This window comes from Fictibacillus sp. FJAT-27399 (assembly GCF_001510655.1).
GTDB classification, from domain to species: Bacteria; Bacillota; Bacilli; order Bacillales; family Fictibacillaceae; genus Fictibacillus_C; species Fictibacillus_C marinisediminis.
Map to the genome: position 1 here is coordinate 281,330 of NZ_LMVC01000003.1, position 22,987 is coordinate 304,316.

The 22,987-nt window shown below is 42.5% G+C and carries 25 protein-coding genes; 19 read left to right on the forward strand and 6 right to left on the reverse strand.

What is annotated here, in order from left to right; all coding sequences use genetic code 11:
• Positions 1–32: 32 nt before the first annotated feature.
• The 8 genes from AR335_RS15545 to AR335_RS15580 all read left to right on the forward strand — a co-directional run bounded on the left by AR335_RS15545 (position 33) and on the right by AR335_RS15580 (position 4,210).
• Positions 33–842, forward strand: a complete 810-nt coding sequence (locus AR335_RS15545; protein WP_062237599.1) for a GvpL/GvpF family gas vesicle protein — start codon at positions 33–35, stop codon at positions 840–842.
• Positions 843–861: 19 nt separating this feature from the next.
• Complete coding sequence (locus AR335_RS15550) at positions 862–1,131, forward strand: gas vesicle protein (protein ID WP_062237601.1); 270 nt, start codon at positions 862–864, stop codon at positions 1,129–1,131.
• Positions 1,103–1,387: a gas vesicle protein K gene (locus AR335_RS15555; RefSeq protein WP_062237602.1), complete on the forward strand. Its 285-nt coding sequence runs from the start codon at positions 1,103–1,105 to the stop codon at positions 1,385–1,387. Before AR335_RS15550 ends, AR335_RS15555 begins: the two co-directional genes overlap by 29 nt.
• A 34-nt stretch (positions 1,388–1,421) precedes the next feature.
• Positions 1,422–1,712: a gas vesicle protein gene (locus AR335_RS15560; RefSeq protein ID WP_062237605.1), complete on the forward strand. Its 291-nt coding sequence runs from the start codon at positions 1,422–1,424 to the stop codon at positions 1,710–1,712.
• Positions 1,713–1,730: 18 nt separating this feature from the next.
• Complete coding sequence (gene gvpU, locus AR335_RS15565) at positions 1,731–2,084, forward strand: gas vesicle accessory protein GvpU (RefSeq protein ID WP_062237607.1); 354 nt, start codon at positions 1,731–1,733, stop codon at positions 2,082–2,084.
• 27 nt (positions 2,085–2,111) lie between these two features.
• Positions 2,112–2,375, forward strand: coding sequence for a gas vesicle structural protein GvpA (gene gvpA / locus AR335_RS15570; RefSeq protein ID WP_062237609.1), 264 nt, complete (start codon positions 2,112–2,114; stop codon positions 2,373–2,375).
• 112 nt (positions 2,376–2,487) lie between these two features.
• Positions 2,488–2,832: a hypothetical protein gene (locus tag AR335_RS15575; RefSeq protein WP_062237611.1), complete on the forward strand. Its 345-nt coding sequence runs from the start codon at positions 2,488–2,490 to the stop codon at positions 2,830–2,832.
• Between the two features lie 94 nt (positions 2,833–2,926).
• The gene (locus AR335_RS15580; RefSeq protein WP_062237613.1) at positions 2,927–4,210 is read left to right on the forward strand and encodes a glycoside hydrolase family 3 N-terminal domain-containing protein; all 1,284 of its coding nucleotides are present in this window, start codon (positions 2,927–2,929) and stop codon (positions 4,208–4,210) included.
• Positions 4,211–4,317: 107 nt separating this feature from the next.
• Here AR335_RS15580 and AR335_RS24730 read toward each other — a convergent pair whose 3' ends face one another.
• Complete coding sequence (locus AR335_RS24730) at positions 4,318–5,250, reverse strand: hypothetical protein (RefSeq protein WP_062237615.1); 933 nt, start codon at positions 5,248–5,250, stop codon at positions 4,318–4,320.
• A gap of 79 nt (positions 5,251–5,329) precedes the next feature.
• Positions 5,330–5,665, reverse strand: a complete 336-nt coding sequence (locus tag AR335_RS15590) for a hypothetical protein (RefSeq protein WP_062237617.1) — start codon at positions 5,663–5,665, stop codon at positions 5,330–5,332.
• 607 nt (positions 5,666–6,272) lie between these two features.
• Between AR335_RS15590 and rfbA the strand changes: the two genes are divergently transcribed.
• From rfbA to AR335_RS15620, 6 genes are all read left to right on the forward strand, one after another.
• Positions 6,273–7,163 carry a glucose-1-phosphate thymidylyltransferase RfbA gene (gene rfbA / locus AR335_RS15595; protein ID WP_053356896.1) on the forward strand — a complete coding sequence of 297 codons (891 nt, stop codon included), beginning with the start codon at positions 6,273–6,275 and terminating at the stop codon, positions 7,161–7,163.
• 16 nt (positions 7,164–7,179) lie between these two features.
• Positions 7,180–8,232: a dTDP-glucose 4,6-dehydratase gene (gene rfbB, locus AR335_RS15600; protein WP_062237618.1), complete on the forward strand. Its 1,053-nt coding sequence runs from the start codon at positions 7,180–7,182 to the stop codon at positions 8,230–8,232.
• Positions 8,233–8,323: 91 nt separating this feature from the next.
• The gene (locus AR335_RS15605) at positions 8,324–10,330 is read left to right on the forward strand and encodes a CDP-glycerol glycerophosphotransferase family protein (protein ID WP_062237622.1); all 2,007 of its coding nucleotides are present in this window, start codon (positions 8,324–8,326) and stop codon (positions 10,328–10,330) included.
• Positions 10,331–10,667: 337 nt separating this feature from the next.
• Complete coding sequence (locus AR335_RS15610; RefSeq protein ID WP_062237623.1) at positions 10,668–11,954, forward strand: ATP-grasp domain-containing protein; 1,287 nt, start codon at positions 10,668–10,670, stop codon at positions 11,952–11,954.
• 1 nt (position 11,955) lies between these two features.
• Positions 11,956–13,080, forward strand: a complete 1,125-nt coding sequence (locus AR335_RS15615) for a DegT/DnrJ/EryC1/StrS family aminotransferase (RefSeq protein WP_062237625.1) — start codon at positions 11,956–11,958, stop codon at positions 13,078–13,080.
• Positions 13,077–14,930: a glycosyltransferase gene (locus AR335_RS15620; protein WP_062237626.1), complete on the forward strand. Its 1,854-nt coding sequence runs from the start codon at positions 13,077–13,079 to the stop codon at positions 14,928–14,930. Before AR335_RS15615 ends, AR335_RS15620 begins: the two co-directional genes overlap by 4 nt.
• 218 nt (positions 14,931–15,148) lie before the next feature.
• Here the strand turns inward: AR335_RS15620 and AR335_RS15625 are convergent, their stop codons facing one another.
• Complete coding sequence (locus AR335_RS15625) at positions 15,149–16,153, reverse strand: trypsin-like serine peptidase (protein WP_062237628.1); 1,005 nt, start codon at positions 16,151–16,153, stop codon at positions 15,149–15,151.
• 62 nt (positions 16,154–16,215) lie between these two features.
• On the opposite strand from AR335_RS15625, the gene AR335_RS15630 reads away from it, so the two are divergent.
• From AR335_RS15630 to AR335_RS15640, 3 genes are all read left to right on the forward strand, one after another.
• Positions 16,216–16,635: a hypothetical protein gene (locus AR335_RS15630; protein WP_062237630.1), complete on the forward strand. Its 420-nt coding sequence runs from the start codon at positions 16,216–16,218 to the stop codon at positions 16,633–16,635.
• A gap of 706 nt (positions 16,636–17,341) precedes the next feature.
• Positions 17,342–18,325, forward strand: a complete 984-nt coding sequence (locus AR335_RS15635; protein ID WP_062237632.1) for a BMP family lipoprotein — start codon at positions 17,342–17,344, stop codon at positions 18,323–18,325.
• A gap of 21 nt (positions 18,326–18,346) precedes the next feature.
• A complete protein-coding gene (locus tag AR335_RS15640; RefSeq protein WP_062237634.1) occupies positions 18,347–19,996 on the forward strand; it encodes a methyl-accepting chemotaxis protein in 1,650 nt (549 codons plus the stop codon).
• Between the two features lie 40 nt (positions 19,997–20,036).
• On the opposite strand, the gene AR335_RS24225 is transcribed toward AR335_RS15640, so the two are convergent.
• A complete protein-coding gene (locus AR335_RS24225) occupies positions 20,037–20,258 on the reverse strand; it encodes a hypothetical protein (RefSeq protein WP_156419029.1) in 222 nt (73 codons plus the stop codon).
• Between the two features lie 304 nt (positions 20,259–20,562).
• Here AR335_RS24225 and AR335_RS24230 point away from each other — a divergent pair, with 304 nt between their 5' ends.
• Complete coding sequence (locus tag AR335_RS24230; protein WP_156419030.1) at positions 20,563–20,718, forward strand: hypothetical protein; 156 nt, start codon at positions 20,563–20,565, stop codon at positions 20,716–20,718.
• 35 nt (positions 20,719–20,753) lie between these two features.
• A complete protein-coding gene (locus AR335_RS15645; RefSeq protein ID WP_062237636.1) occupies positions 20,754–21,773 on the forward strand; it encodes an HD-GYP domain-containing protein in 1,020 nt (339 codons plus the stop codon).
• A gap of 230 nt (positions 21,774–22,003) precedes the next feature.
• On the opposite strand, the gene AR335_RS15650 is transcribed toward AR335_RS15645, so the two are convergent.
• Positions 22,004–22,441 (reverse strand): dual specificity protein phosphatase family protein, encoded by a 438-nt coding sequence (locus tag AR335_RS15650; RefSeq protein WP_062237638.1) that lies wholly within the window; start codon positions 22,439–22,441, stop codon positions 22,004–22,006.
• A gap of 180 nt (positions 22,442–22,621) precedes the next feature.
• Complete coding sequence (locus tag AR335_RS24235) at positions 22,622–22,768, reverse strand: hypothetical protein (protein ID WP_156419031.1); 147 nt, start codon at positions 22,766–22,768, stop codon at positions 22,622–22,624.
• Positions 22,769–22,987 lie beyond the last annotated feature (219 nt).

Genomic DNA, 22,987 nt, shown 5'->3' on the forward strand with positions numbered 1-22,987 from the left:
CTGACTGAATTGGTGAAATGAGGGATAACAAGATGGGCGACTTGATTTATTTATATGGATTGATACCAACTAAAGAAGCGGCAGCACATCAATCTTTCCCATCTTACACAGGCTTTGATGGTGAGCGCAAGCTATACACTATTCCGGTCAACAATGTCACCGCAGTTATTTGCAAACTGGATTCTGATCATTATTCAGAAGAAGCCATTAAAGACAAGATCGACAGTGATATGGACTGGCTGCAGGAAAAAGCGTTCCATCATCATGAAACGGTTGCCGCCCTGTATAAGAGCTTCACAATCATTCCGCTTAAGTTTTGCACGATTTATAAGAATGAAGCAAGCCTGAAGCAAACCATTCAATCCAATGAAACGAGGATTGAAGAGACACTTTCCACGCTTCAGGGAAATGAAGAATGGAATGTGAAAATCTATTCTGACGATCATGAACTGAAAAAGCAGGTAAGTGAAAACAATTCCGCAATTGAAGCGAAGAAACAGGAAATTAGCGAGCTGCCTCGCGGAAGACAATTTTTCGAAAAGAAAAAGATCGATAAGCTGATTGAGGATGAGCTTGAAAATGAGAAGAATCGAGTTTGTGAACAAGTGCATGAGAAGCTGACGGTGCACTCGCTTCACGCAGCTATTAAGAAAAATTGGAGCAAAGATGTCACAGGTCTAAAAGAAAATATGGCCTGGAACAGCGTGTTTCTTCTTCCGATCCCGAAAGTGGAAAGCTTCTTGGATGAAATGAAGCAGTTTAACCAGGAACTTGGCGGCACTGGCTGGAGATTCGAAGCTACAGGCCCATGGCCGGCGTACCATTTCTCCAGTTTTTCATAAAAAGTGAGGGATCTGACAGATGTCTCTTAGAGAATCAGTTAAAAATAAGGATATAGCACTTATTGATATTTTAGATGTCATCCTGGATAAGGGTGTGGCAATTAAAAGTGATTTGATTATTTCGATTGCAGGTGTAGATCTAGTGTATTTGGATCTAAGGGTTCTGATTGCTTCAGTTGAAACGCTTGTCCAATCAAAAGCAGGCAACCGAAAGCCCGTCACATCTGATCAATTCGATAAGCAGAGGGAGGAGTTAGTCGATGCAACAGGCAAGCGGAACAAATGGTAGGATTCAGCTTGATCCTGACAATGCCGAACACGGACTTGCGCAGCTAGTCCTTACCGTCGTTGAGCTTCTCAGGCAAATTGTCGAACGTCATGCGATGAGGAGGGTGGAGGGTGGAACGCTGACGGACGAGCAAATTGAAAATCTTGGTGTAGCCTTGATGAACCTGGAAGAAAAAATGGAAGAATTGAAAGAAGGCTTTGGCCTTGACGCTGAAGATTTGAATATAGATCTCGGTCCATTAGGAAGTTTGCTATAGCTTAAATATTGTGCGTGTTAAGGAGGAGAACAGCATGCTGTCAGAACATTCTCTGCAGGCAGGTTCCATTGTAGATGTTTTTGAAAGAGTCTTGGACAAAGGTGTCGTAATTGCTGGAGACATACGTATCAACCTTGCAGATGTTGAGTTATTAACCATAAAAATCAGACTCATCGTTGCATCTATAGATAAAGCAAAAGAAGTTGGACTCGACTGGTGGGAAACAGATCCTTATTTTAGTTCAAGAGCTGCGCTGCTGGAGCGAAAACACGTGGATGGAATAGACTATCCGCTAGATGTTCTTGACTTAGAAAGGTTAATTTAAGGAAGGGAGTGACTGGATGTGCGTCACGAAAATCGTGAGGATCCCGTTCTCGAAACCCTCGTGATAACAGCAAATCATCATGATATAAAAGTAAATCTTCATTTGACCGTCGATGGGGTGCTAGTCTCTGGGACAATTATTTCTGCAAAGGAATACTTATTGGAATGCGGGAAGCGATTTGAAAAAAATGAGGACGATGAAGCAAAAATACTGAGTCAGAAATTTTATGAGGCAAGTAAAGGGGCGGGAGACCACAAAGCTGCTGCCTATATTCATCTAAAAAATGTAAAAATTAAAGGCAACCAGCTTCCTTCTTCTTCCTATTGGAGATGCAGAATAGAAGATGTGAGCGGATTTGTAATCGGCAACTGAAAATACTAATGAGAGAAGGGATAAGGGATGCATGTCAAAAAATGCAGTGATGGTTCCAGCCTTGTTGAAGTAGTGGACCGAATTTTGGATAAAGGCATTGTCATCGATGTATACGCAAAGATATCGGTGCTTGGATTAGAACTCATTACAGTAGATGCGAGAATTGTTGTCTCAAGTATTGAAACGTGGCTAAGATATGCAGATGCAGTTGATCTTCTTAAAAATGGAGAAGAAGACCATACGGAGCGTGAACCAAAGGAACTATTGGATCGATTGTTATTTCCCATCTGATGAAGTTTCACTCTCGAAAAATGGAAAAACTGCAATTATTAAAGTAGGATGCTAACACATCAAAGGGACAATAAGACCACGGAATTACCGAAGAAAAAGTGAAGAAGTTACGGTGGACGAAGATACATCGGAAGTGGACCTGAACTTTGATCCATATGAAAGTGATTCGGATTACAGCGGAAGTGAAGACGAAAATTATGCGGATAGTGAAACTGGCGTTGAGGATGCCATCCGCTCCCATTATGCCAAGATCAGCCTGAATGATTATGAAGGGGCTTATGAAAAGTTCTCATCAGCCAGAAAAAGCAAAGTAACGCTAAGCGGCTGGTCCAACGGGCTGAAGGAAAACTATCGTGATGACGTGACTTACCTTAGCGTGAACAGATTTGACGGAGATACAGCAACAGCATATGTAGAAATGACATCCTATGATAAAATAAAAGCGGACATACATTAATACAGAAATGGGGCGGGGAATGGGATCTTGTCTATGAAGATGGCGAATGGAAACTCGATCAGGCCCATCTTGAAAAGCGGGATTCCAACGTACAATGAGAAGGCGAAAAAGGAAAAGCAGAAGACTTGCCTGGAGTATTTTAATCATCTTGGTCTGCCTGGCAGGTGCTGTCTATTTATTAAAAGGGCAGGATGAACAGAAGGCTCAGCCTGAAAAACAGCAGGATGAGGCGATGCCTTCCATGAAACCAATTAAAACTGACGAGAAACCAGCAGATCAACAAAGAGAAAAGCCAGAGGTTACTTTTTTTACACAAGAAAATCTTGATGAAAAAGTAAACCATCTGATAAAGAACATGACATTGAAAGAGAAAATCGGCCAGCTGATTGTGGTAGGGCTTCCCGGGCAGGAGGTAGACAGCGGCGTTACCGAGATGATCAGAGACTATCATGCCGGCGGAATCATTCTGTTCGACAGAAACATGAAGAACCAGCAGCAAGTGGGAGAATTGAACAGCCAGCTGCAAAACCTGGCCATGAAAGATCCCCTGCAGATTCCACTCATGGTGAGTATTGACCAGGAAGGCGGCCTGATTGTCCGCATGAGAGACCAGGTGGCTCCAAAAGCTTCTCAGCATGATTTGGGAGTGAAAAAGAACCCGCAAGCGGTCTATCAGCAAGCGTCCACTACTGCCAAAGAGCTGTTGAACATGGGAGTGAATGTAAACTTTGCGCCTGTTCTGGATATTTCGGATAAGGATTCCCGATCATTCGGATCAGATCCAAAGCTTGTCAGCAGCTATGGGGCGCAGGTCATTAAAGGCCTTACAGATGGGGGTATAACAGCCACAGTCAAGCATTTTCCCGGTAATGGGAGAAGCAGCATTGACCCTCATAAGGATACGTCTTCGGTGCAGGCGGATAAGAAAGAACTTGAAAGCAGCGATATCTACCCGTTTAAATCCATGATTGACCAAATGGATAATGATAAGTTTTTTGTAATGGTGACACACATCAAGTATCCAGCCTATGATCAGGAGAATCCAGCGAGTTTGTCTTCCAAAATCAAAATCGACCTATTGCGCAAGCAGCTCGGCTTTAAAGGAATTGTTGTGACGGATGACCTGGAGATGGGAGCTGTACATAAATATTACAGCAATGAAGATCTGGGTTATAAAGCGGTCGAAACAGGGGCCGACCTGCTGCTTGTCTGCCATACGCTGCAAAGCCAGAAAGAAGTGTACAACGGAATCTTATCAGCTGTGCAATCTCACAAGCTTTCAGAACAGCGGATTGATGAAGCTGTCGAGCGCATCTTGCGTTTTAAGCTGAAAAATGAAACGTTGAAAAAAAGCGGAATGCAGGAACTGAAGCAATAAAGGAATATGGTGCTTAATCGATGAATACAAAAAGGAAGGAAGCAGGCCATAATAAGCCCGGCTTCCTTCCTTTTCTTTTTGTTCAAGCTTCATACCTAGTTGATTTATTATTTAATATTGATTTTCCAAGGTCCGTTGGCTTGAATACCGATGGCGTAAACGGAATCCTCTGGTATGTTTTCAACAGTGGAACCATGATAATTGCCAATTTCGTTGGCTAGCAGTACTGAGTCGTTGATCTTGACTATAAAATTTTCACTTCCAGAATGGGAGAGAGTAAAGGTACGCGCTCCAGAATCCATTTGTACAAATCGTACATCATCTCCAGAACCGCTAATTGTGCCTTTTTCCTTTTTAGGAATTTCTTGACTGCCCTGGATCGTCCAAGGTCCGTTGGCTTTGACGTTCAGCATGTACTTGCCGCCGTCCGGAATAGCAACCAGCCGTTTACCCTGGTAAGAGCCGATCGCATTGACCAATAGATCAACATCATTGCCGTTCTCGTCCAAAAGTTTAACAATGAAGTTTTCCGAGCCTGAATGTTTAGCCTGGAATACTACAAAACCGGGTTCAAGTTCAAACTGTTTTGTGGCTGTATCTCCCGTACCTGACATTTTTAGTGCATCAGCTTTACGCTTTGCTGCTGCCGCTGCCTTGGCTTTTGCTGCAGCTTCAGCCTTTTTCTTAGCTTCAGCAGCAGCCTTGGCTTTTTGTTTAGCTTCAGCTTTTGCCTTAGCTTCTTCTTTAGCCTTTTGTTCTGCTGCAGCCTTCTGTTTAGCTTCGTCCTTAGCCTTAGCTTTTTCTTCTTTAGTAACTTTTTTTGAAGCCTCTTTTTTAACTGCCTTGTCATCTGTACTGGCGGTCTGTGTTGTATCACCTGCTCCACTTGTAGACACAGCTACTATGAAAATCACAGCACAGATTCCGGCAATTACAAAATTCTTTTTAGCTTTTCCGTTCTTCTTCACCAGGCTAATAAGAGCTAATATTATAAAAACAAAAAGAGCAATTAAACTAGTAAATCCAAAAAACATTCCCATTATTATCTCCCTTTTTTAACTGCGTTTTGTAACATCACAAGAAAAGCTAATCACATGAAAGTGATTAGCTAAAGCTTTTTTACGCTCCAACGTTCTGCCCGGCTGGAGTAGAAGTAATAATTCCTCGAGCTTGCAGCTCAGACTGTGTTTGCTCATCTGAAGGACGGTATCCTTTTTCCAGCAGATCTTTTATATTGATTTTGTTATAAACGAAAGAAAAGATAATTCCAGGAATCCAAGCTCCAAACCCAAAGGTAAATACTGCAGCTAATGCTCCAGTAATGAACATGATGGCTGCCCATTTCAAATCTCCTCTGAAAAGAGCTGGAAAGAATCCGAAAAAGAAAGTTGTCCAGCTAAAACCAATTTTTACTTCTTTTACTACCCCTGCTTCATTTTTTAATCTTGCATGCATTAAAGCATCCCCCTTTTGACCCATGTAGAAATTACTAATTGATTATACCACTATATTAAAAAATATGAAGTATTTTACATAGGAAATAATTAACTTTATTTTAAATAAGTGTAAAATATAATAATTTCCTATCGAAATTATTACTCGCAAGATATATAGGAAAAAAATACCACTATTTTATAAATAAACATAAATATTAAGTAATGTTTAAACGAGTAAATTGTCCCTATATACGCTCCTAATATTTACAATTACGATGTGAAAGTTTGCACCCCCAATGTTAGACACAACAATCAATGGGAGGTGCAGTTTTTTCATGGCCAAGTATTCTTTGGAAACCAAATTAGCTGCTGACGAACTAGTCAAAGCTTCTGAACCACAATAGATCGATTTTATGGCTTTTTGACATAACGGCGATGATCTATAAAACTAGTACGAAATTACCATATAATAGTTATTTCTATATAAAAAACAGAAAATATGGTATATTTTTTCATGGAAAAACCTCGAAATTTTAGTAAATATATCGAATGATTTAGCGATATCTGTCAATAACACAGGGTTCAATTCTTGTTTGAAATTCAAATTCGTAAAAGAGGTGGCAGTATTGAAAGGTATTATTTTGGCCGGAGGTTCAGGCACGAGATTGTATCCGATTACAAAATCGATATCGAAGCAGCTTGTTCCAATATATGATAAACCTATGATCTACTATCCGCTGTCGGTATTGATGCTGGCGGGGATCAAAGAGATCCTGATCATTTCCACTCCTCAGGACATACGGCAGTTCAGGGAGCTGCTTTCGGATGGAAGCGGCTTGGGTCTAACCCTTTCCTATGCTGTCCAGGAAGAACCAAGAGGGCTTGCTGAGGCATTCATTATAGGAGAAGATTTTATCGGTTCAGATAAGGTTGCGTTAGTCCTGGGAGATAATATCTTTTACGGGCAGGGGTTCTCTGAGACACTGTCACGAGCCGTATCGGTCGATGATGGAGCGGTTGTTTTCGGCTATTATGTTATGAATCCAGAAGACTATGGCGTGGTTGAGTTTGACAGCAACGGTAATGCGGTAGCATTAGAAGAAAAGCCAATTAATCCGCGGTCGAATTATGCCGTACCTGGGCTGTATTTCTATGACAATGATGTTGTGAATATTGCAAAAAAGGTTGAACCCTCCCACCGCGGTGAATTGGAGATTACTTCGATTAATGAGGAGTATCTTAAGCAGGGCCGATTAAAAGTACAGGTGCTTGGCCGGGGTATGGCATGGCTCGATACAGGCACACACAGCAGCTTGCTGAAGGCGAGCAATTTTGTAGAAGCTGTACAGAACCGGCAGGGGCTCTATATCGCGTGTATTGAAGAGATCTCTTACCGAATGGGCTACATCAATGAAGCACAGCTTCTTGCCCTGGCAGAGCCTTTGAAAAAGACCGATTACGGAAAATATTTAATTCGTCTTACCGATCGAAGCAGACACTTGTCGGAAATACAGTAAGGGGTTGTGTGAACAGATGAAAACGTATTTAGTTACCGGCGGTGCCGGGTTTATCGGCGCTAACTTTATCCATTATATGCTGAACAGGTATGACAGCATTAAGATCATCAATGTAGATAAACTCACGTATGCCGGGAATTTAGAAAATGTAAAAGAGTTTGAGGGAAATCCTAACTACCATTTTGTACAGGCTGACATATGCGATAAGAGTCTGGAGGACGTTTTTAACAAGTATGATATCGATTATGTCGTAAACTTTGCGGCTGAGTCCCATGTAGACCGAAGCATTGAAGATCCGGAAGTCTTTGTGAAAACGAACGTACTGGGTACTTTGAATCTATTAAATCTTGCAAAGAAGAGCTGGTCTGTCGGTGATGATCTCTATAAAGAAGGAAGGAAGTTTCTTCATGTTTCCACCGATGAGGTGTACGGTTCTTTAGGGGATACCGGATTCTTTGAAGAGAGTACACCGATCGACCCGCATAGCCCGTATTCATCCAGCAAGGCATCTTCTGATCTGATGGTCAAAGCTTATTTCGATACGTACAAATTGCCTGTCAATATCACCAGGTGTTCCAATAACTACGGGCCGTATCAATTCCCGGAGAAACTTATACCGCTAATCATCAATAACTGCCTTAAAGGGAAGGACCTTCCTCTGTATGGCGATGGACTGAACATCAGGGATTGGCTTTATGTAGAGGATCATTGCAAAGCGATTGATATGGTGATTAACAAAGGAAATCCGGGTGAGGTGTACAATGTCGGGGGACACAATGAACGCACCAACATTGACATCATGAAGACCATTATTCACTATCTTCAAACCCATGTGGATGCGAATATCTCGGAAAAGCTGATCACGTATGTGACCGACCGCAAAGGGCACGATCGCAGGTACGGCATCAATCCTGAAAAAATCAAAAGGGAACTTGGCTGGGTACCGGATACGAACTTTGAGGACGGTATTGTTAAAACCATTGAATGGTACTTAACGAGTCAAGATTGGATCAAGAACATAGAGGACGGCAGCTATCAGCAGCAAACCTATGTAAACGTGCAGGAATAAAAAGGTGAAGGGGGTATTCTGTCTTACAGGGTAGCTCCTTCTAACGTATCGCCGTCTTAACGATTGAAACGGTATAGGGGAGGAAGAATGATTGAAAGTCTTTGTAAAAAAGGCCATTAAAAAGTTAATGCTTGGCCATCGAATCAGGCATATTGAAATAGAAGACAACAGCAAGCTGAATGTTACGTTTGATCAGTTAAGCCAGCTCTCGGGAAAAAAATATTTGGTGTTAAAAGATAAAGCGACGGGCAGAAGGCTTCAGAGCAAAATCGAGCAGAACAAGACATCTATCGATCTGACAGAGCTGCATGAAATGTCCGACACCGGCAAGATTGATTTTTACCTTAAGATCTATCTGTTCAACCGTACGCTGCAGACAAGGATCACGCACAACCATGACGTTCCATTGTTTGAACATATCGATGAAGAACGAAAGAAGAAGTTCCGTTTTTATAAGACGATCAGAAATAATGTTTCATTGATGACGGAAAGAACGTCGTTCCGATGCACACTCCTTGAAATCAAGCCGATGGGAAGCAATTTTTATCTTTCAGGGGAAGTTGAACCTTTGGAAGATATGAAGCCGGCTTCGGTTGAAATGGTGCTGGTAAGAAGGGATACACGGCAAGGCTTCGGATATAAGTTTGAACTCAAAAAACCAGGCAGTGAAAACTTGTACACATTCAATGGCATGGTGTTTATTGAAAAGCTGAGAAGCGCCCTTGCGATGAACTCGCGGTGGGATGTCTTTTTCCAGCTGAGAGATGATAAAAATAACCTGATCCACCGTGAAATCATGAACACGCAGGGCTTCAGAAGCTACGAGCGGGAAGAGTACAGGTACCTTGAAACGGCACAGCTGAATGATCAGCATGTGGCGGTCCTTTACGCTACGATGGGGAAAAACAGCCTGGCCCTCTGGTATACCGACAAGAGCCAGTTTGCGAGAACCTATCAGATCGCCAAAGGAAAGAGCATTTTTAATGAAGTCAGCGAAAGAGAAAAACTCAACAGCAGGATGGTGTTCTTTGAGAGTTTCCTGGGGAAAAACTATTCCGGAAATCCAAAATATATTTATGAAGAGATGATTCAAAACAATAGATTTAAAGACTTTATCTTCGTCTGGTCCTATTCAGGTTCAAATCCAGAATGCATACCGGGTAATCCGATCATCGTGAACCGGGAGTCTGAGGATTATTATAAGTATTTGGCGCGTGCGAAGTACTGGGTCAGCAACATCATCCTGCCGATCCACCGGAAGCGCGAAGGCAACGTTTATTTGCAGACTTGGCACGGTACCCCGCTGAAGAAATTGGGCTTTGATATTGAGATTGAAGGACCGGAAACACTCGCTCGTGAAAACTTCTATATCGAGTCTCGAAACTGGGATTATCTCGTTGCAGCCAACAAGTATTCCAGCGATATTTTTAAACGGGCATTTAAGTTTGATAAGAAAGTACTGGAGGCAGGGTATCCTGCGAACGATATTTTTTATCAGGAGGATACTCCAACCAATGCACAGTCGCTCAAGGAAAAGCTTAATATTCCGGCTTCCAAAAAGGTCATCCTTTATGCGCCAACCTGGCGTGACAATGAGATGGCGAATTCATGGGACCATACATTTACACTGCCGTTTAACCTCGATGATCTGTATAACAAGCTGAGTGATGAGTATGTTCTCGTTCTGCGCATGCATCACCTTGTATCAGATATGCTGGAAATTGATCCGAAGTATAAGGATTTTGTCTATGATCTTTCCAAATATGATGACATCCAGGAGCTGTACACCCTTTCAGATCTGTTGATTACGGACTATTCTTCCGTGTTCTTTGATTATGCCAATTCAAAGAAACCGATTCTGTTCTTTGCGTATGACTATGAAATGTACAAAGACAACATCCGCGGATTCTATCTGGATATGGCTAAGGATCTTCCGGGGCCGGTCATCCATACGGGGCCGGAGCTCATTCAGGCGATTCAAAACATTAATTCCGTGAAAAGGCAATACGGACAGAAATATGAGGATTTCTATAACGAATACTGTTCCCTTGAAGACGGGAATGCCGCGAAAAAAATAGCAGAACTCGTGTTTAAATAAGGCTCTTTCGTAACCTTTGTTGCTCTTGGGAGTGGTTGATTTCCGTTTCAAGATGCTCGCTTTTACCGGCGTAAACGCCTACTTTCGCGGGGCATGCGCTGAACCCCTCGGCGCAAGCGCCTACGGGTTTCACCTGTCACGCTCGTCCCGCAGGACAAGGAAGGCTTCGGCAGCGTTATATCGCACGAAGAAAATGTGACGTTCATTTTCGAGGAGTCTCGCACCTTGCACTCCAATCAACTTGTCAATGAAGACCCTTTACAAAATTGTTCCAAAGCAACAATCTTTTCGAAAACAGTCTTAAATAATAACGGATATAAAAGAGGTGTCGGCGGTTTTGAAGAAGAATATCTTGGTTTTCCCTTGTGGATCAGAAATCGGTCTGGAGATTAACAATGCCCTTCGATTTGTAAAGGGCTATGCGTTATTCGGAGGTTCGAGCGTTTCTGATCACGGGAAATATGTTTATCAGAATTATATTGATGGAATTCCAAACATTGATGCACCAGATTTCATCGATTACATCAATGAAGTCGTGAAGAAATTTAATATCGATTATATCTTTCCTGCCCATGACAGTGCGGTCCTGAAGCTCGCTCAGCATCAGGATGTACTGGGGGCGGAAGTGATTACCTCTCCAAAAGAAACCTGTGAAATCTGTCGATCGAAAAAGAAAACATACGAGTATTTTGCAGATTCTGCGTTTGCCCCTGGAATGTATAGTTCGGTCGACGACATTCCAGAATACCCGGTCTTTTTGAAGCCGGATGTTGGACAAGGCTCTAAAGGCGTTGCGCTAGCTAAAAACCGCAGTGAACTGGAGTACCATATAGAGAAAAACGCAGATCTGCTTACGCTTGAGTATCTGCCGGGCAAGGAATATACGATTGATTGCTTTTCCGATTTTAACCGTGAACTCCGGTTCGTCGGAATGCGCGAAAGAAAAAGGATCAAAAGCGGGATCAGTGTGAACTCGGCTTCACTGGAACCGACTGCTGTCATCCGGAAGATGGCAGAAGAGATCAACAAGAAGCTGAACTTCCGCGGTGTATGGTTCTTTCAGGTGAAAGAAGACAAAAACGGAGAATTTAAACTTTTGGAAATCTCGCCAAGAATCGCCGGCACGATGAGTTTGTACCGAAACAAAGGAATCAACTTTCCATTGTTAAGCCTGTTCGACCGTCAGGAGTACAAGCTTGATGTGATTGAGAACAATTTTAGAATTGAAGTCGACCGTGCCCTGATCAACCGTTTCACGCTGGATTTTGAGTATGAACGGGTATTTATTGATTTTGATGATGCCATCACGAAGGATGAGAAGATTAATCCGACGGTCATGATGTACATCTACCAGTGCATTAACAAGGACATTGAACTCGTCCTCATCACCAAGCATGCAAGGGACATTAGGGAAACCCTGACTCATTTAAAAGTAGATCCCAGCATATTCAGTGAGATCGTCCATATCACCAAAGAGGATGACAAACATAAATACATCAAAAATGATAAGCCATCTATTTTTATTGATGACTCGTACAGCGAGCGGAAGATGATGAAAGAGATGACCGGGATGCCTGTTTTCGACCTGGATGCCATTGAATGTCTCATTGACTGGAGAAACTAATATGATTACTGAATTAAAAATTGAGAAACCGATCCCTGTGACAAAGCCAAAGCTTCCGGACTTCGAAATCTACCAGGAGTATATTAAGGGAATCTGGGAGAACAAGTGGCTCACGAATGACGGACCGCTGCATGAACGTTTTAAAGAGAGCTTAAGAGGATACCTGGGTATTAATCACCTTGAGCTGTTCACGAACGGCCATCTTGCGCTGGAAACAGCGATCAAGGCACTGAATATAACAGGAGAAGTAATCACAACGCCGTTTACGTTCGCGTCCACGATCCATGCGATCGTCAACTGCGGATTGACCCCTGTTTTCTGTGATATTGAGATGGAAAACTTCACGATCGATACCGATCAGATCGAAAAGCAAATTACGAGCCGTACGAGTGCGATCATGGCAGTTCATGTTTTTGGGATGCCATGCAATCTTGAGAGAATTGAAGAATTGGCTCAAAAGCATAAACTGGCCGTGATCTATGACGCGGCGCATACATTCGGGGTCGAAGTGAACGGCAGAAGCATCGCCGATTACGGAGATGTATCCATGTTCAGCTTTCATTCGACGAAGGTGTTCCATTCGATTGAAGGAGGTTTGCTGTCGTTCCGGGATGGTGATTTGGCGCCAAGGCTAAAAGCCCTGAAAAACTTTGGGATTACTTCTCCTGATTCTGTTGACTATGTGGGGACGAATGCCAAGATGAATGAGTTCCAGGCGGCGATGGGGTTAAGCAACCTTCAGACCATTGATGAAGATATCCATAAACGAAAACTCGTTCACGATACCTACATCGAGCATTTGAGTTCGGTTGAAGGGATTAGGCATCTGCCGAATTCCATGGAGAATGTGAAGCATAATTATTCGTACTTTCCTATTCTGCTGCACGATCAGGAGACAAGAGATCAGCTGCATGAATCGTTAAAGAACTACAACGTATATACGAGGAAGTATTTTTATCCGTTGTGTACAGAATTCAGCTGTTATGCGGAGTATAAGCAGGATATGCCTATAGCTTCCTCCGTCAGTGAACGCATCTTATGTTTGCCGATGTATACGGAACTGGAAACAGAGATTGTCCATCAAATTTGCAGCATAATCAGATACGAGTTAGGTGAAGGAAGATGAATAACTACAAACTGAGTGTCGTCGTACTGGTCTATAATACGGAAGAGTTTTTACGAGATTGTCTGGAGTCCCTCGTGAATCAAACATTAAAAGGGATTGAGCTCATTCTCGTTAATGACAGCAGCCCGGATAACAGCCACCTGATCCTTGAAGAGTACCGTGAAAAATACGATAACATCACGGTGATTCATCAGGAGAACAGCGGCGGTGCGGTTGCCGGCAACAACGGGATGAAGCGTGCGACCGGCGAGTATGTTACGGTTATGGATTCCGATGATATCGTTCCATTGGATGCGTATGAAAAACTATATAAAAAAGCGAAAGAAACAGATTCCGATATCGTGATTGGGAAACCAAATATATTGGTCAATGGAATTCAAAAGGAGATTATCTATAAAAGGGAAAGGGATGTTTGGAAGAGCAGCCGGGAAGTGAACCATTTGCTTGAGTTTCCCGATATCTTTTACGATGGTTTCTATTGGAATAAGATCTATAAGCGCGACTTCATGATTGATAATGAATGCTTTATGCCTCCGGGGATGCTTTATGCCGACCGGCCGATGGTTCATAAAGCCTTCACAAAGGCGAAGAAGATCAATATCATTACAGACACGGTGTATTTGTGGAGAAAACGTGAGGAAGAGACGGATAACAAATCCATTACCCAGATGAAGAATGATATTAAAAATTTTCTGGACCGCATGAGCTCTCTTCACCATCAATTGAATTACTTCGACAGCCTGCAGGATGAAGAACTAAGAACCGCTTTTCTGAAAAGAAACATCGACAGGTTATTCTTTCCGATCAAAGGGATCGCAGAAGATGAGGAATTCAGAGAAGTATATCTGCGTGAAGTAAAAGCCGTGTTAAGCAGCATAAAAGATGTATATGACAATGACTTGGGTGTCCTGAGAAATCTTTATATCTACATGATTTTAAACGACCTGACAGAGGAATTGCTGTTTTATCTCTCTGAGGAACCGAATGGCCCCATCGTTGAGGAGAACAATCACTATTATTGGGCACTGCCTTTTTTTAGGGATGGCTCAGAACGAATTCCCGATGAATTTTATCGTATTAAAGTGCTGCTGGCGAATTTTGTTAAAATCAGAAGCATTCAGTATTCGGATCATCACTTAACCGTAAGCGGGTTAAGAATTCCGAACGTCTTTGACGTTGAAACGGCGACTGTTATACTCAGATCAAGAACAGACGTCACGGATCGTATTGTGATGCCGCTGGAGGAAAACGGCGATGGAAGCTTTTCTGCTGCTGGAGAAGTGGACCGGCGAAACGAATCAAGTATCTTTGATATCTATGTTGAGTTTATTGATATCAATGGGACCGAGAGTATGTTCCGTGTTTCCAGCAAGATGGTGGAGAGCACGATTGAAGACCAGAAAGCCAATAACAGGATTTATTTCACGGGCAAGGGGAACTTATCACTGCTGATTTCTAATCTTCGAATCTCTCAAGTCACTTGTGATGAACAAAGGATCCTCCTTGATGCGAAGGGGTGGAATACCAATATCGGTTTCTTTATGAGGGACAGGCGATCCAAGGAAAAGATCTTTTTTCAGAAGCTCGATGATTCACAGTTCCAGCTTCCATGGAAGTATTTTCTTGAGAAGCATAGCTCATATGATTTGTACTACCGGCTGATCAACGACAATGTAAGGATCAGTGCCGCCCAGTTTGACCGTTTTGAACCTCAGCTCATCCGTTTCGATGACCGATACATTGATCTGTATAAAACGGGCAATAACAACGTATCCCTCATGTCGTTTACAATGATCAACCGGATTACAGGGAAATTGAAAAAGCTAATAAAAAGAAGAAGTAATGCATAAATGAAGCATACCAACTCATGGTGAACTGTATGCTTAATAATAGAAAGTTTAATTGAGACATGACCTCGGTATTGTTCCGGGGTCATTCTTTCGATCACGTGTTGAATTGCAGTATTTCTTGTAACCGAATGGAAGTACGTTTTCGATTGTTTGGAATAGCGAAAGAGCTGACTCATAAAAAGCGAGGCAGCTCTTTTTTACTTTTCCCTGGGTTATTTCTAGTACGGAAGGGATTTCCATTCATTTATTGTATTAACATGAGTTGAACCGAACTTGGCACTCCAATTGTACGTACTATTAACCGATATAATTGAGCTCGATTTTAAAATTGGCCCACCACTCATTCCACTTGTCACATACGAAGAATGAATGATTGCATTGTATTGAACATCAGTTATGGATCCAGCACTTTTATATAAATAATAATATCCGGAACCCTCCCCTTTATCAGTGGGGTACCCATATGAAATGATAGAGTTTCCAATCCCTGAAGTCGAACTTATAGGCAGATGATAGGAATGGCTGGAGTCAATTTTTATGACTGCGTAATCATATTGTACATCTCTTAAATAAATTTCACCTTCGTTAGGAGCAGTCGAGTTTATCCATCCGATTGGAGCATAAGCTTTGGTGGATGACCATCCGCCATAAGGGAGGGCTGTACCATTATCGCCTGGATAGACAGACCAATAGGAATGGAATTTATGAGTATATGAATCAAATACACAGTGAGCTGCAGTAAGTACGGTGGTTCTGTTTAAAAAGGTTCCAGAACATACATACCAATCGCCGCTTGCATCTTTAAAATCAATTTGTGCCATAGCGTTGTAAGGACTTGTAGTCGTGTTCGTCACTTTCACTCTATGATCTTCAGCAAGTGCAGTAACATCAGAATTGGTAAAAGATATCCCGCTATTAAAAACTGATCTATCCTTTCCTTGTATAATGTCTCCTTGAGAACTAACAGAAGCAAATTTATTTTTCATATTTTTTATTTTATTTCGTTCACTTGCACTAAATTCTTTTACGGGCTTCAGTTTAGCGCTTTTAAGTTTTTCATTTAATCGCGAAACTTTGTCTTTTTCTAGTTTTCGTATATCGATGTTATCATAGAGCTGACTCGGGCTTCCTAATTTTTCTTGTTGTAAAGGGGCTGCCTTGAGGGGAGTTAACAGAGGAGCAACAATGAACAAACATAACAATAAAAAGCTAAGTTTCTTCATATTTCACATCACCTCCTAATACTTTAATGTAACCATTTAAAAATAGGAAAAAAGGAGGAGTTATGCTGAAATACCTTATACGTATCTTGCTTGTCATTTTGTTAGCAAGTTGTTCTTTAACAGGAGAAAAGGACCATTTGAGGTCAAAGGAGATCACCTTGCAAATTGTTAATACACAGGAAAAAAATCAGCATTTCTTACTTACGGTTATAACTGTTGGAAAAGAAACAGATCAGGCCGCCGTATTACCAAAAAGTTTTATCATCATTACAAATGAAAATAAAGAAGCAAAAGTTAAGTTGGATTTGACGACTAAATACACCATTAAAGTAGCGAAGACCACTGTAAAAAACATTAATGAACTCCAAAATAAGAAAAAAGGTGGACAAAAAGTGGCAGGTCCCCTTTTAGCAAATGTTGAATTCACACCTACCAAACATTCAGACACATTGAAAATAAAAATAAATAACAATAATCATTAAAAGTACCCGAATTGCCAAATAGGAATGATCGCTCAGAGCGAAGACAGCAGGCTTAAACGGCGAGGGACATATTTGATATGCTCTCTTTTCGGATGATAGGGTGAACGAAATAGTACATCTCCCTCCTTCTCTATTAAATGCAGATAGCAAAGAAGTGGATACGGACAAGTTGATCACTATTGAAAAAATAGGCCCTTAACTGGTAAACGCAAAAGGGGCTGTCCAAGAAGTCTGTAAGCTGTTGATTTCCGTTCCAGGCTGCTCGCTTTCCGCGGGGCGTGCGGTGAGCCTTACCGGCGTGAACGCCTACTTTTTGGTGCAAGNNAGTCTCACCTGTCACGCTAGTCCCGCAGGACAAGGAAGGCTCCGGCAGCTTTTTATCGCACGAAGAAAATGTGAAGTTCATTTTCGAGGAGTCTCGCATCTTCCACTTCAAATAACTTTTCATTGAAGATTTTTCAAGCCAAAAAGGGGCTGCCTGAAGGTCAATTTTCGACTTTCTGACAGCCCCTTTTTATAGGGAATAAACCTCAATTTTATGTAAGCGCCCCGATCCGAATTAATAAAAGCATATTTGGATTGTGCCTGGTTGCTTTTTTGTTTTATTATTGCAAGAAAATTTCAACATTTACTCTTCCTGTTAACATTCGACAATTTTTGCCGTTAATACTAGAGTAATAAATTTAACGAATAAGGATGAAACCACATGAAACGATATACCGTACTTTTTGTAATATTGGCCGCTCTTCTGATCAACAGCGGCTGTTCGATGGAAAAAGCGCAGTCCGCTGCCGCAAAAAAGAGAGTGAAGATCGGCATCATGCTTTCGGATGCGGGGCTTGGGGACCAGTCGTTTTCAGATGCGGGGTTTGCCGGTCTGGAAAAAGCACGTGACGAACAGGACATCGTCTTCAACTATCGCGAGCTTGCCACAAGCAAGAGCTATGAAGCCGGGATTGAGTCACTTGTAAAGGAAGGAAACGACCTGGTGATCGGACTTGGATTCTCCATGCAGAAGGACTTGGAAAAGGTTGCTCAAAAGTATCCAAAACAGAAATTTTTATTGATTGATTCTCAATCCAAGCTTTCGAATGTCTATTCCATTACCTTTAAGGAAGAAGAAGGATCCTACCTCGTCGGGGCGATTGCCGGAATGAAGACGAAAAGCAATGTGGCAGGATTCATCGGAGGTGTGGATGTTCCGTTGATCCGCAAGTTTGAGAAGGGATTTATCCAAGGAATGAAAGCTTTGAATCCTAAGGCGAAAGTGATTTCGGAATTTGCGGGAACGTTTGATGATGACAAACTCGGCGAAAAAATCGCCAAAAAGATGATCGCTAAAGAAGCGGACTATATTTATCCGCCGGCTGGATTTACAGGAGTCGGGGCCTTGCTGGAAGCGCAAAAAGCAGGAGTTTATGCCTTAGGCGTGGATACGGACCAGTACTACCTTGCAGAAAAAGCGATTGCCACATCGATGGTGAAAAAAGTGGATGTTGCGATCTATCAAGCAGCAAAACAGATGGCCAAAACAGGACATCTAAAAGAAAAAGACAGCGTGCTCGGCATCAAAGAGGGCGGCATCGACATCGCCCCGATCCGTGTGATCCATCTAAACGCCAAGCAGCAAGCCAAATTGAATGAGTTAAAGGAAGGCATCTCACAGGGAACGATTCACATCGAGCTGTAGAGGCCAGAAGGAGTTTACACCATGAAATTGAAAGCAAAAATTTTAATGATATCGATTGTGCCGCTGCTGCTGTCAGTGATCATCATCGGCTATAACATTTTTGGAATGACGAAACTGAATTCTTCAACGGAAAAGATAGTAAAGGTTTTAGTAGAGGTGGAAGAGCTGAACAGCTCCGCCAAGAGCCTTGAAAAATCATTAAGTGCCGACTCCCTGAACATTTCAGCGAGCAATACGAATGATGTGGCCAATGATTTTCAGACACTGAATTCTGATTACAAAAAGATGAAAAAAGGGCTGACAGATAAAAAACAAATACAGCTGATTGAACGGATCGGCAGTAAATTCGATGAGCTGAAAAGCGAGTCTGATGTTGCTGTAAAAGAAGGTGACCAGGCAGAGATCAAACGCCAGTCCCTCAGGACAAAAGGATTAATCAATGATGTGTATCAGCTGAAGCAGCAGATCAATGATCAGTACGAATGGATGCAGGAGGATCTGAAGGAAAAGATTAAGGGCATGATTACTTTCTCAATGGTTGCTCTTATCATTTTGGTTCTCGGAAGCCTTGTCCTATCCATCATCATGACCCGCAGAATTGTCGATCCGCTGAAAAGGATTACCGAAAATGCTGGGGAAGTGGCTAACGGAAATCTGGCTGTACCAGCTGTTACGGTACGAACGAAAGATGAAGTGTACGAATTAAATCAGTCGTTCGGTCAAATGATTGATAACTTAAGAGCCGTTATCACCCAGGTCGGAAACGGATCCGGGCAGGTTGCTGCATCGGCAGAACAGCTTATGGCGAGTGCGGATGAGACGATGAAAGGAAGCGAATTGATTACAGCCTCCATTCAGCAGGTCTCAGAAGGGGCAGAAAACCAGACGAAAATGTCGGTTGAATCCGTCCGGTCTGTTGAGCACAGCAAAAACGCTGTTGAGCAGATCTCCGAAAATGCAGCATTGGTGCTTGAACTGGCGGAGAATGCGAGCGAACAGACGCAGCAGGGCTCGGCGCTTGTGCACGATACACTTCAGCAGATGGATTCCATTCATCACTCGGTGACAGGAACCGACCAGGCATTGAATGACTTAAGCCAGCGTTCCGTGGAGATCGGTTCGATCCTGAACATTATCAATGATATCGCTGAACAGACGAATCTTCTTGCGCTGAATGCAGCGATTGAAGCGGCACGCGCAGGGGATGCGGGTAAAGGGTTTGCCGTCGTGGCCAATGAGGTCCGCAAGCTTGCTGACCAGACACGGAAATCTGTACTTGATATCTCAGCTATGACGAAACACATTCAGGAAGAAACTAAGAATACGGTCACATCGATCAATGATGTGAAGGAAAAAGTAGATTCAGGATTAGAAATCGCTCAAAAGACTAATGAATCGTTTACTACTATATTAAATGCGATCGTTCAAGTAACGCAGCAGATCAAGGAAATCTCCGCTACCTCTCAGAAGATCAATGAGGAAGTGAGCCAGGTTTCCGGCCATGTTGCCGAGATGTCGAACGTAGCGGGCACAACGTCCGCAAGCGCCATGGAAGTGGTCGCGGCTTCAGAAGAACAGCTCGCATCCATGGAAGAAGTAAACGCAGCAGCCACATCTCTTACCAATCTTGCTGAAGAACTGCAGGATGTTGTTTCGAAATTTAAATTGTAGAAAAATAATGGAGCTGTCCAGAAAGTCATAGACTGACCTTCTAGCAGCTTCTTTTGTTTAGAAATCTTCGATGACAAGTTGATCGAAGTGGAAGATGCGAGACTCCTCGAAAATGAATTTCACATTTTCTTCGTGCGATATAACGCTGCCGAAGCCTTCCTAGTCCTGCGGGACGAGCGTGACTGGTGAAACCCGCAGGCGCAAGCGCCGAGGGGTTCAGCGCACGCCCCGCGGAAAGCGAGCAGCCTGGAACGGAAATCAACTGCTTCCAGATATCCAATCTAACAGCTTATTAGACAGCATCATTTTTTCTGTAAAAATTAGAGAGTTCTTCAAAAAAGTAAAAATCTACTAATCGTGTAGGTCATTAGACCGATAATAGGTATATAACTATCTTTTTTATGCAAACGACTAACTGGGAGACTTACTATCAACATGAACATGATTACTGAATACTATCGGCTGCCATTATTACTGCTTTCTATATTTATTGCCTGTGCAGCGTTCTATGCCACACTCGATTTAGGAATTCGAATAGATAAAACAAGAGGAAGACTGCGCTATTTATGGCTTTGGGGCGGGGCCTTCACGATGGGAATGGCATTTGGTCGATGCAAGTTGCCCACTATCCAACCATTCAGGAGAAGCCTTTACTAAAAAAAGCAGATGAAGCTTTATACTTGGCAAAACAAAACGGACGAAATCAGGTTCGGTTTACATAAAAACAAATAGAACAAGAATGGAAGGGAAATGAGACGTGGATCAGGTAAAGATTGAAATTGGACAAGAACTGTTAGACGATCTGTATTCCTCTAGCAATATCTTGCTTCTTCGAAAAGGTACAGTCATTAATGAAATTCATATGCGTCTGCTGGCCAAGTATGATGTGAAAACGATCAAAAGAGACAGCATCAGGCAGAAGCCTCTGTCAGAGGAAGAAAAAGTGAAAAAGGTATACCAAGAGACCCTTTCAAAGCTGAAAGAGCAGTATGCGTCCATTTATAAAAAGGAAGTCTTAACGAGTGAAGATGCCACCAGTATAAAAGGGGCCTTCTCAGGGTTGGTCACCAAGGACAACATCTCACTCATTCAGCTTAAGGAACAGCTCAGCCAGGATGAATATTTGTATCAGCACAGTCTGAATGTTGGTTTGATCGCAAGAAAAATTGGCCAGGTGCTGTATCTGAGCAAGAATGAACAAAACATGCTTGCACAGATGGGTATCTTTCATGATGTCGGCAAATTCAAGATCGACCCGGCGATTCTGAACAAACCAGGACGATTGACGGACGAGGAATTTGAGATCATGAAAAGGCATCCGCAGTATGGCTACAATCTTTTAAAAGAAGCGGGTATCCCTCAGGAAATTCTACTTGGTACACTGATGCATCATGAACGGCTGGATGGAACGGGGTATCCGAATAAAGTCTCTTCGCACATTCCATTTTTAGTCCGGATCCTGTCTGTGGCGGATACGTTTGATGCCATCTGCTCCAGAAGAGTTTATAAAGACAATCGGTCGATCTTTTTTGCCGTGGATGAGCTCATTAAGGATGCACGGGGAAATCGGCTGGATATTGATGTGGTCATACCGTTTGCCAACTACTTGATGGAAGCTCTGAAAGAAAGAAAAATTCCGCTGCGCAATGGGAAAACAGCGGAGATCCGCCATGTGTTCCCGGATAGGCCTAACCAGCCGATCCTCGAGGTAGAAGGCTACCTGCCGCTGAACTTGAAGGAGTCGGGGCTGACCCTTTTGCAGGTGGCGAGTGTATAATATTTGATTGCTCTTGCGTTTTGCGAGGGCTTTTTTTATTTGGTTTTGTTAAAGGATAATGTTGATTTTCTATCATATTGGGCTTCTCATACTGATGTTTAAAAGAGACCCTCAAATCTTTTTCTCCAATAATAAGAGCTATACAATGGTGAGTGCAAAGGTGCCATTTAAAGGTGCCAGGCACCACTCATTACACAAGTGTGTAATGGCGGTGCCTGGCACTCTATTTGCTAGACTAAATGATGTTTTAGATAAACACCATATGTTTTTAATAGCTCCATGTAATTTGGAGGGGGATCTAAATCAGGTTTTTTTTGCCGCACCATTGCAAGTGCCTGATCACGCTCTAGGTTAAATCTCTGCATAAAAAAGGCGGTTATAAAAAATCCCAAACGCTGATAGCCGGCTGTATCATGAACGAGAATACGGTACCCTGAATCAAGCAATTGGTTCATTTGGTTCATCATTTTTACTACCCATGGGATATCCGGAGCATAATATACCGTCAACGGAGCCCAAATCATTACACGTCCAGAAAAGTCAAACGGAGGATCATCCGGAGTTGTTCTTAAGTTAATGATAGCTGTGATATTCTGTTGAATAAATCCCCAATCTTCACTCCTGATTAGACCACCAATATACAGTTTACCTGGAATCATTTCTACCATTATTCATCTCCTGGTTCAGTCCTTTTAATGTATTTATATTGCAGGCGGCGGTCTTAGGGAACAAAGCTTTATTTAGGGATTGCAACGATATTATTAAATAAAAACTTAGGGGCTGTCCAGAAAGTCGAAAATTGACCTTCAGGCAGCCCCTTTTTGGCTTGAAAAATCTTCAATGAAAAGTTAATTGAAGTGGAAGATGCGAGACTCCTGCGGGACTAGCGTGACAGGTGAGACTCCCGCCGGTGCCTGCACCAAAAAGTAGGCGTTCACGCCGGTAAGGCTCAACGCACGCCCCGCGGAAAGCGAGCAGCCTGGAACGGAAATCATCAGCTTACAGACTTCTTGGACAGCCCCTTTATGTGTTCTCAAAGTATGAGTATAGCAGCTGCCACTATGATTATAGATCTATGGCGGTCATAAAGGGGATACAGTACTGTTTTTGCAACACTTAATAGGTGATCGTACTATTTTAGTAGCACTTGTCCTATATCTGAATATGCTAGACAGTGAAGGATGCAAGGTGGTTTTTCTACGGCCCTTTTCATT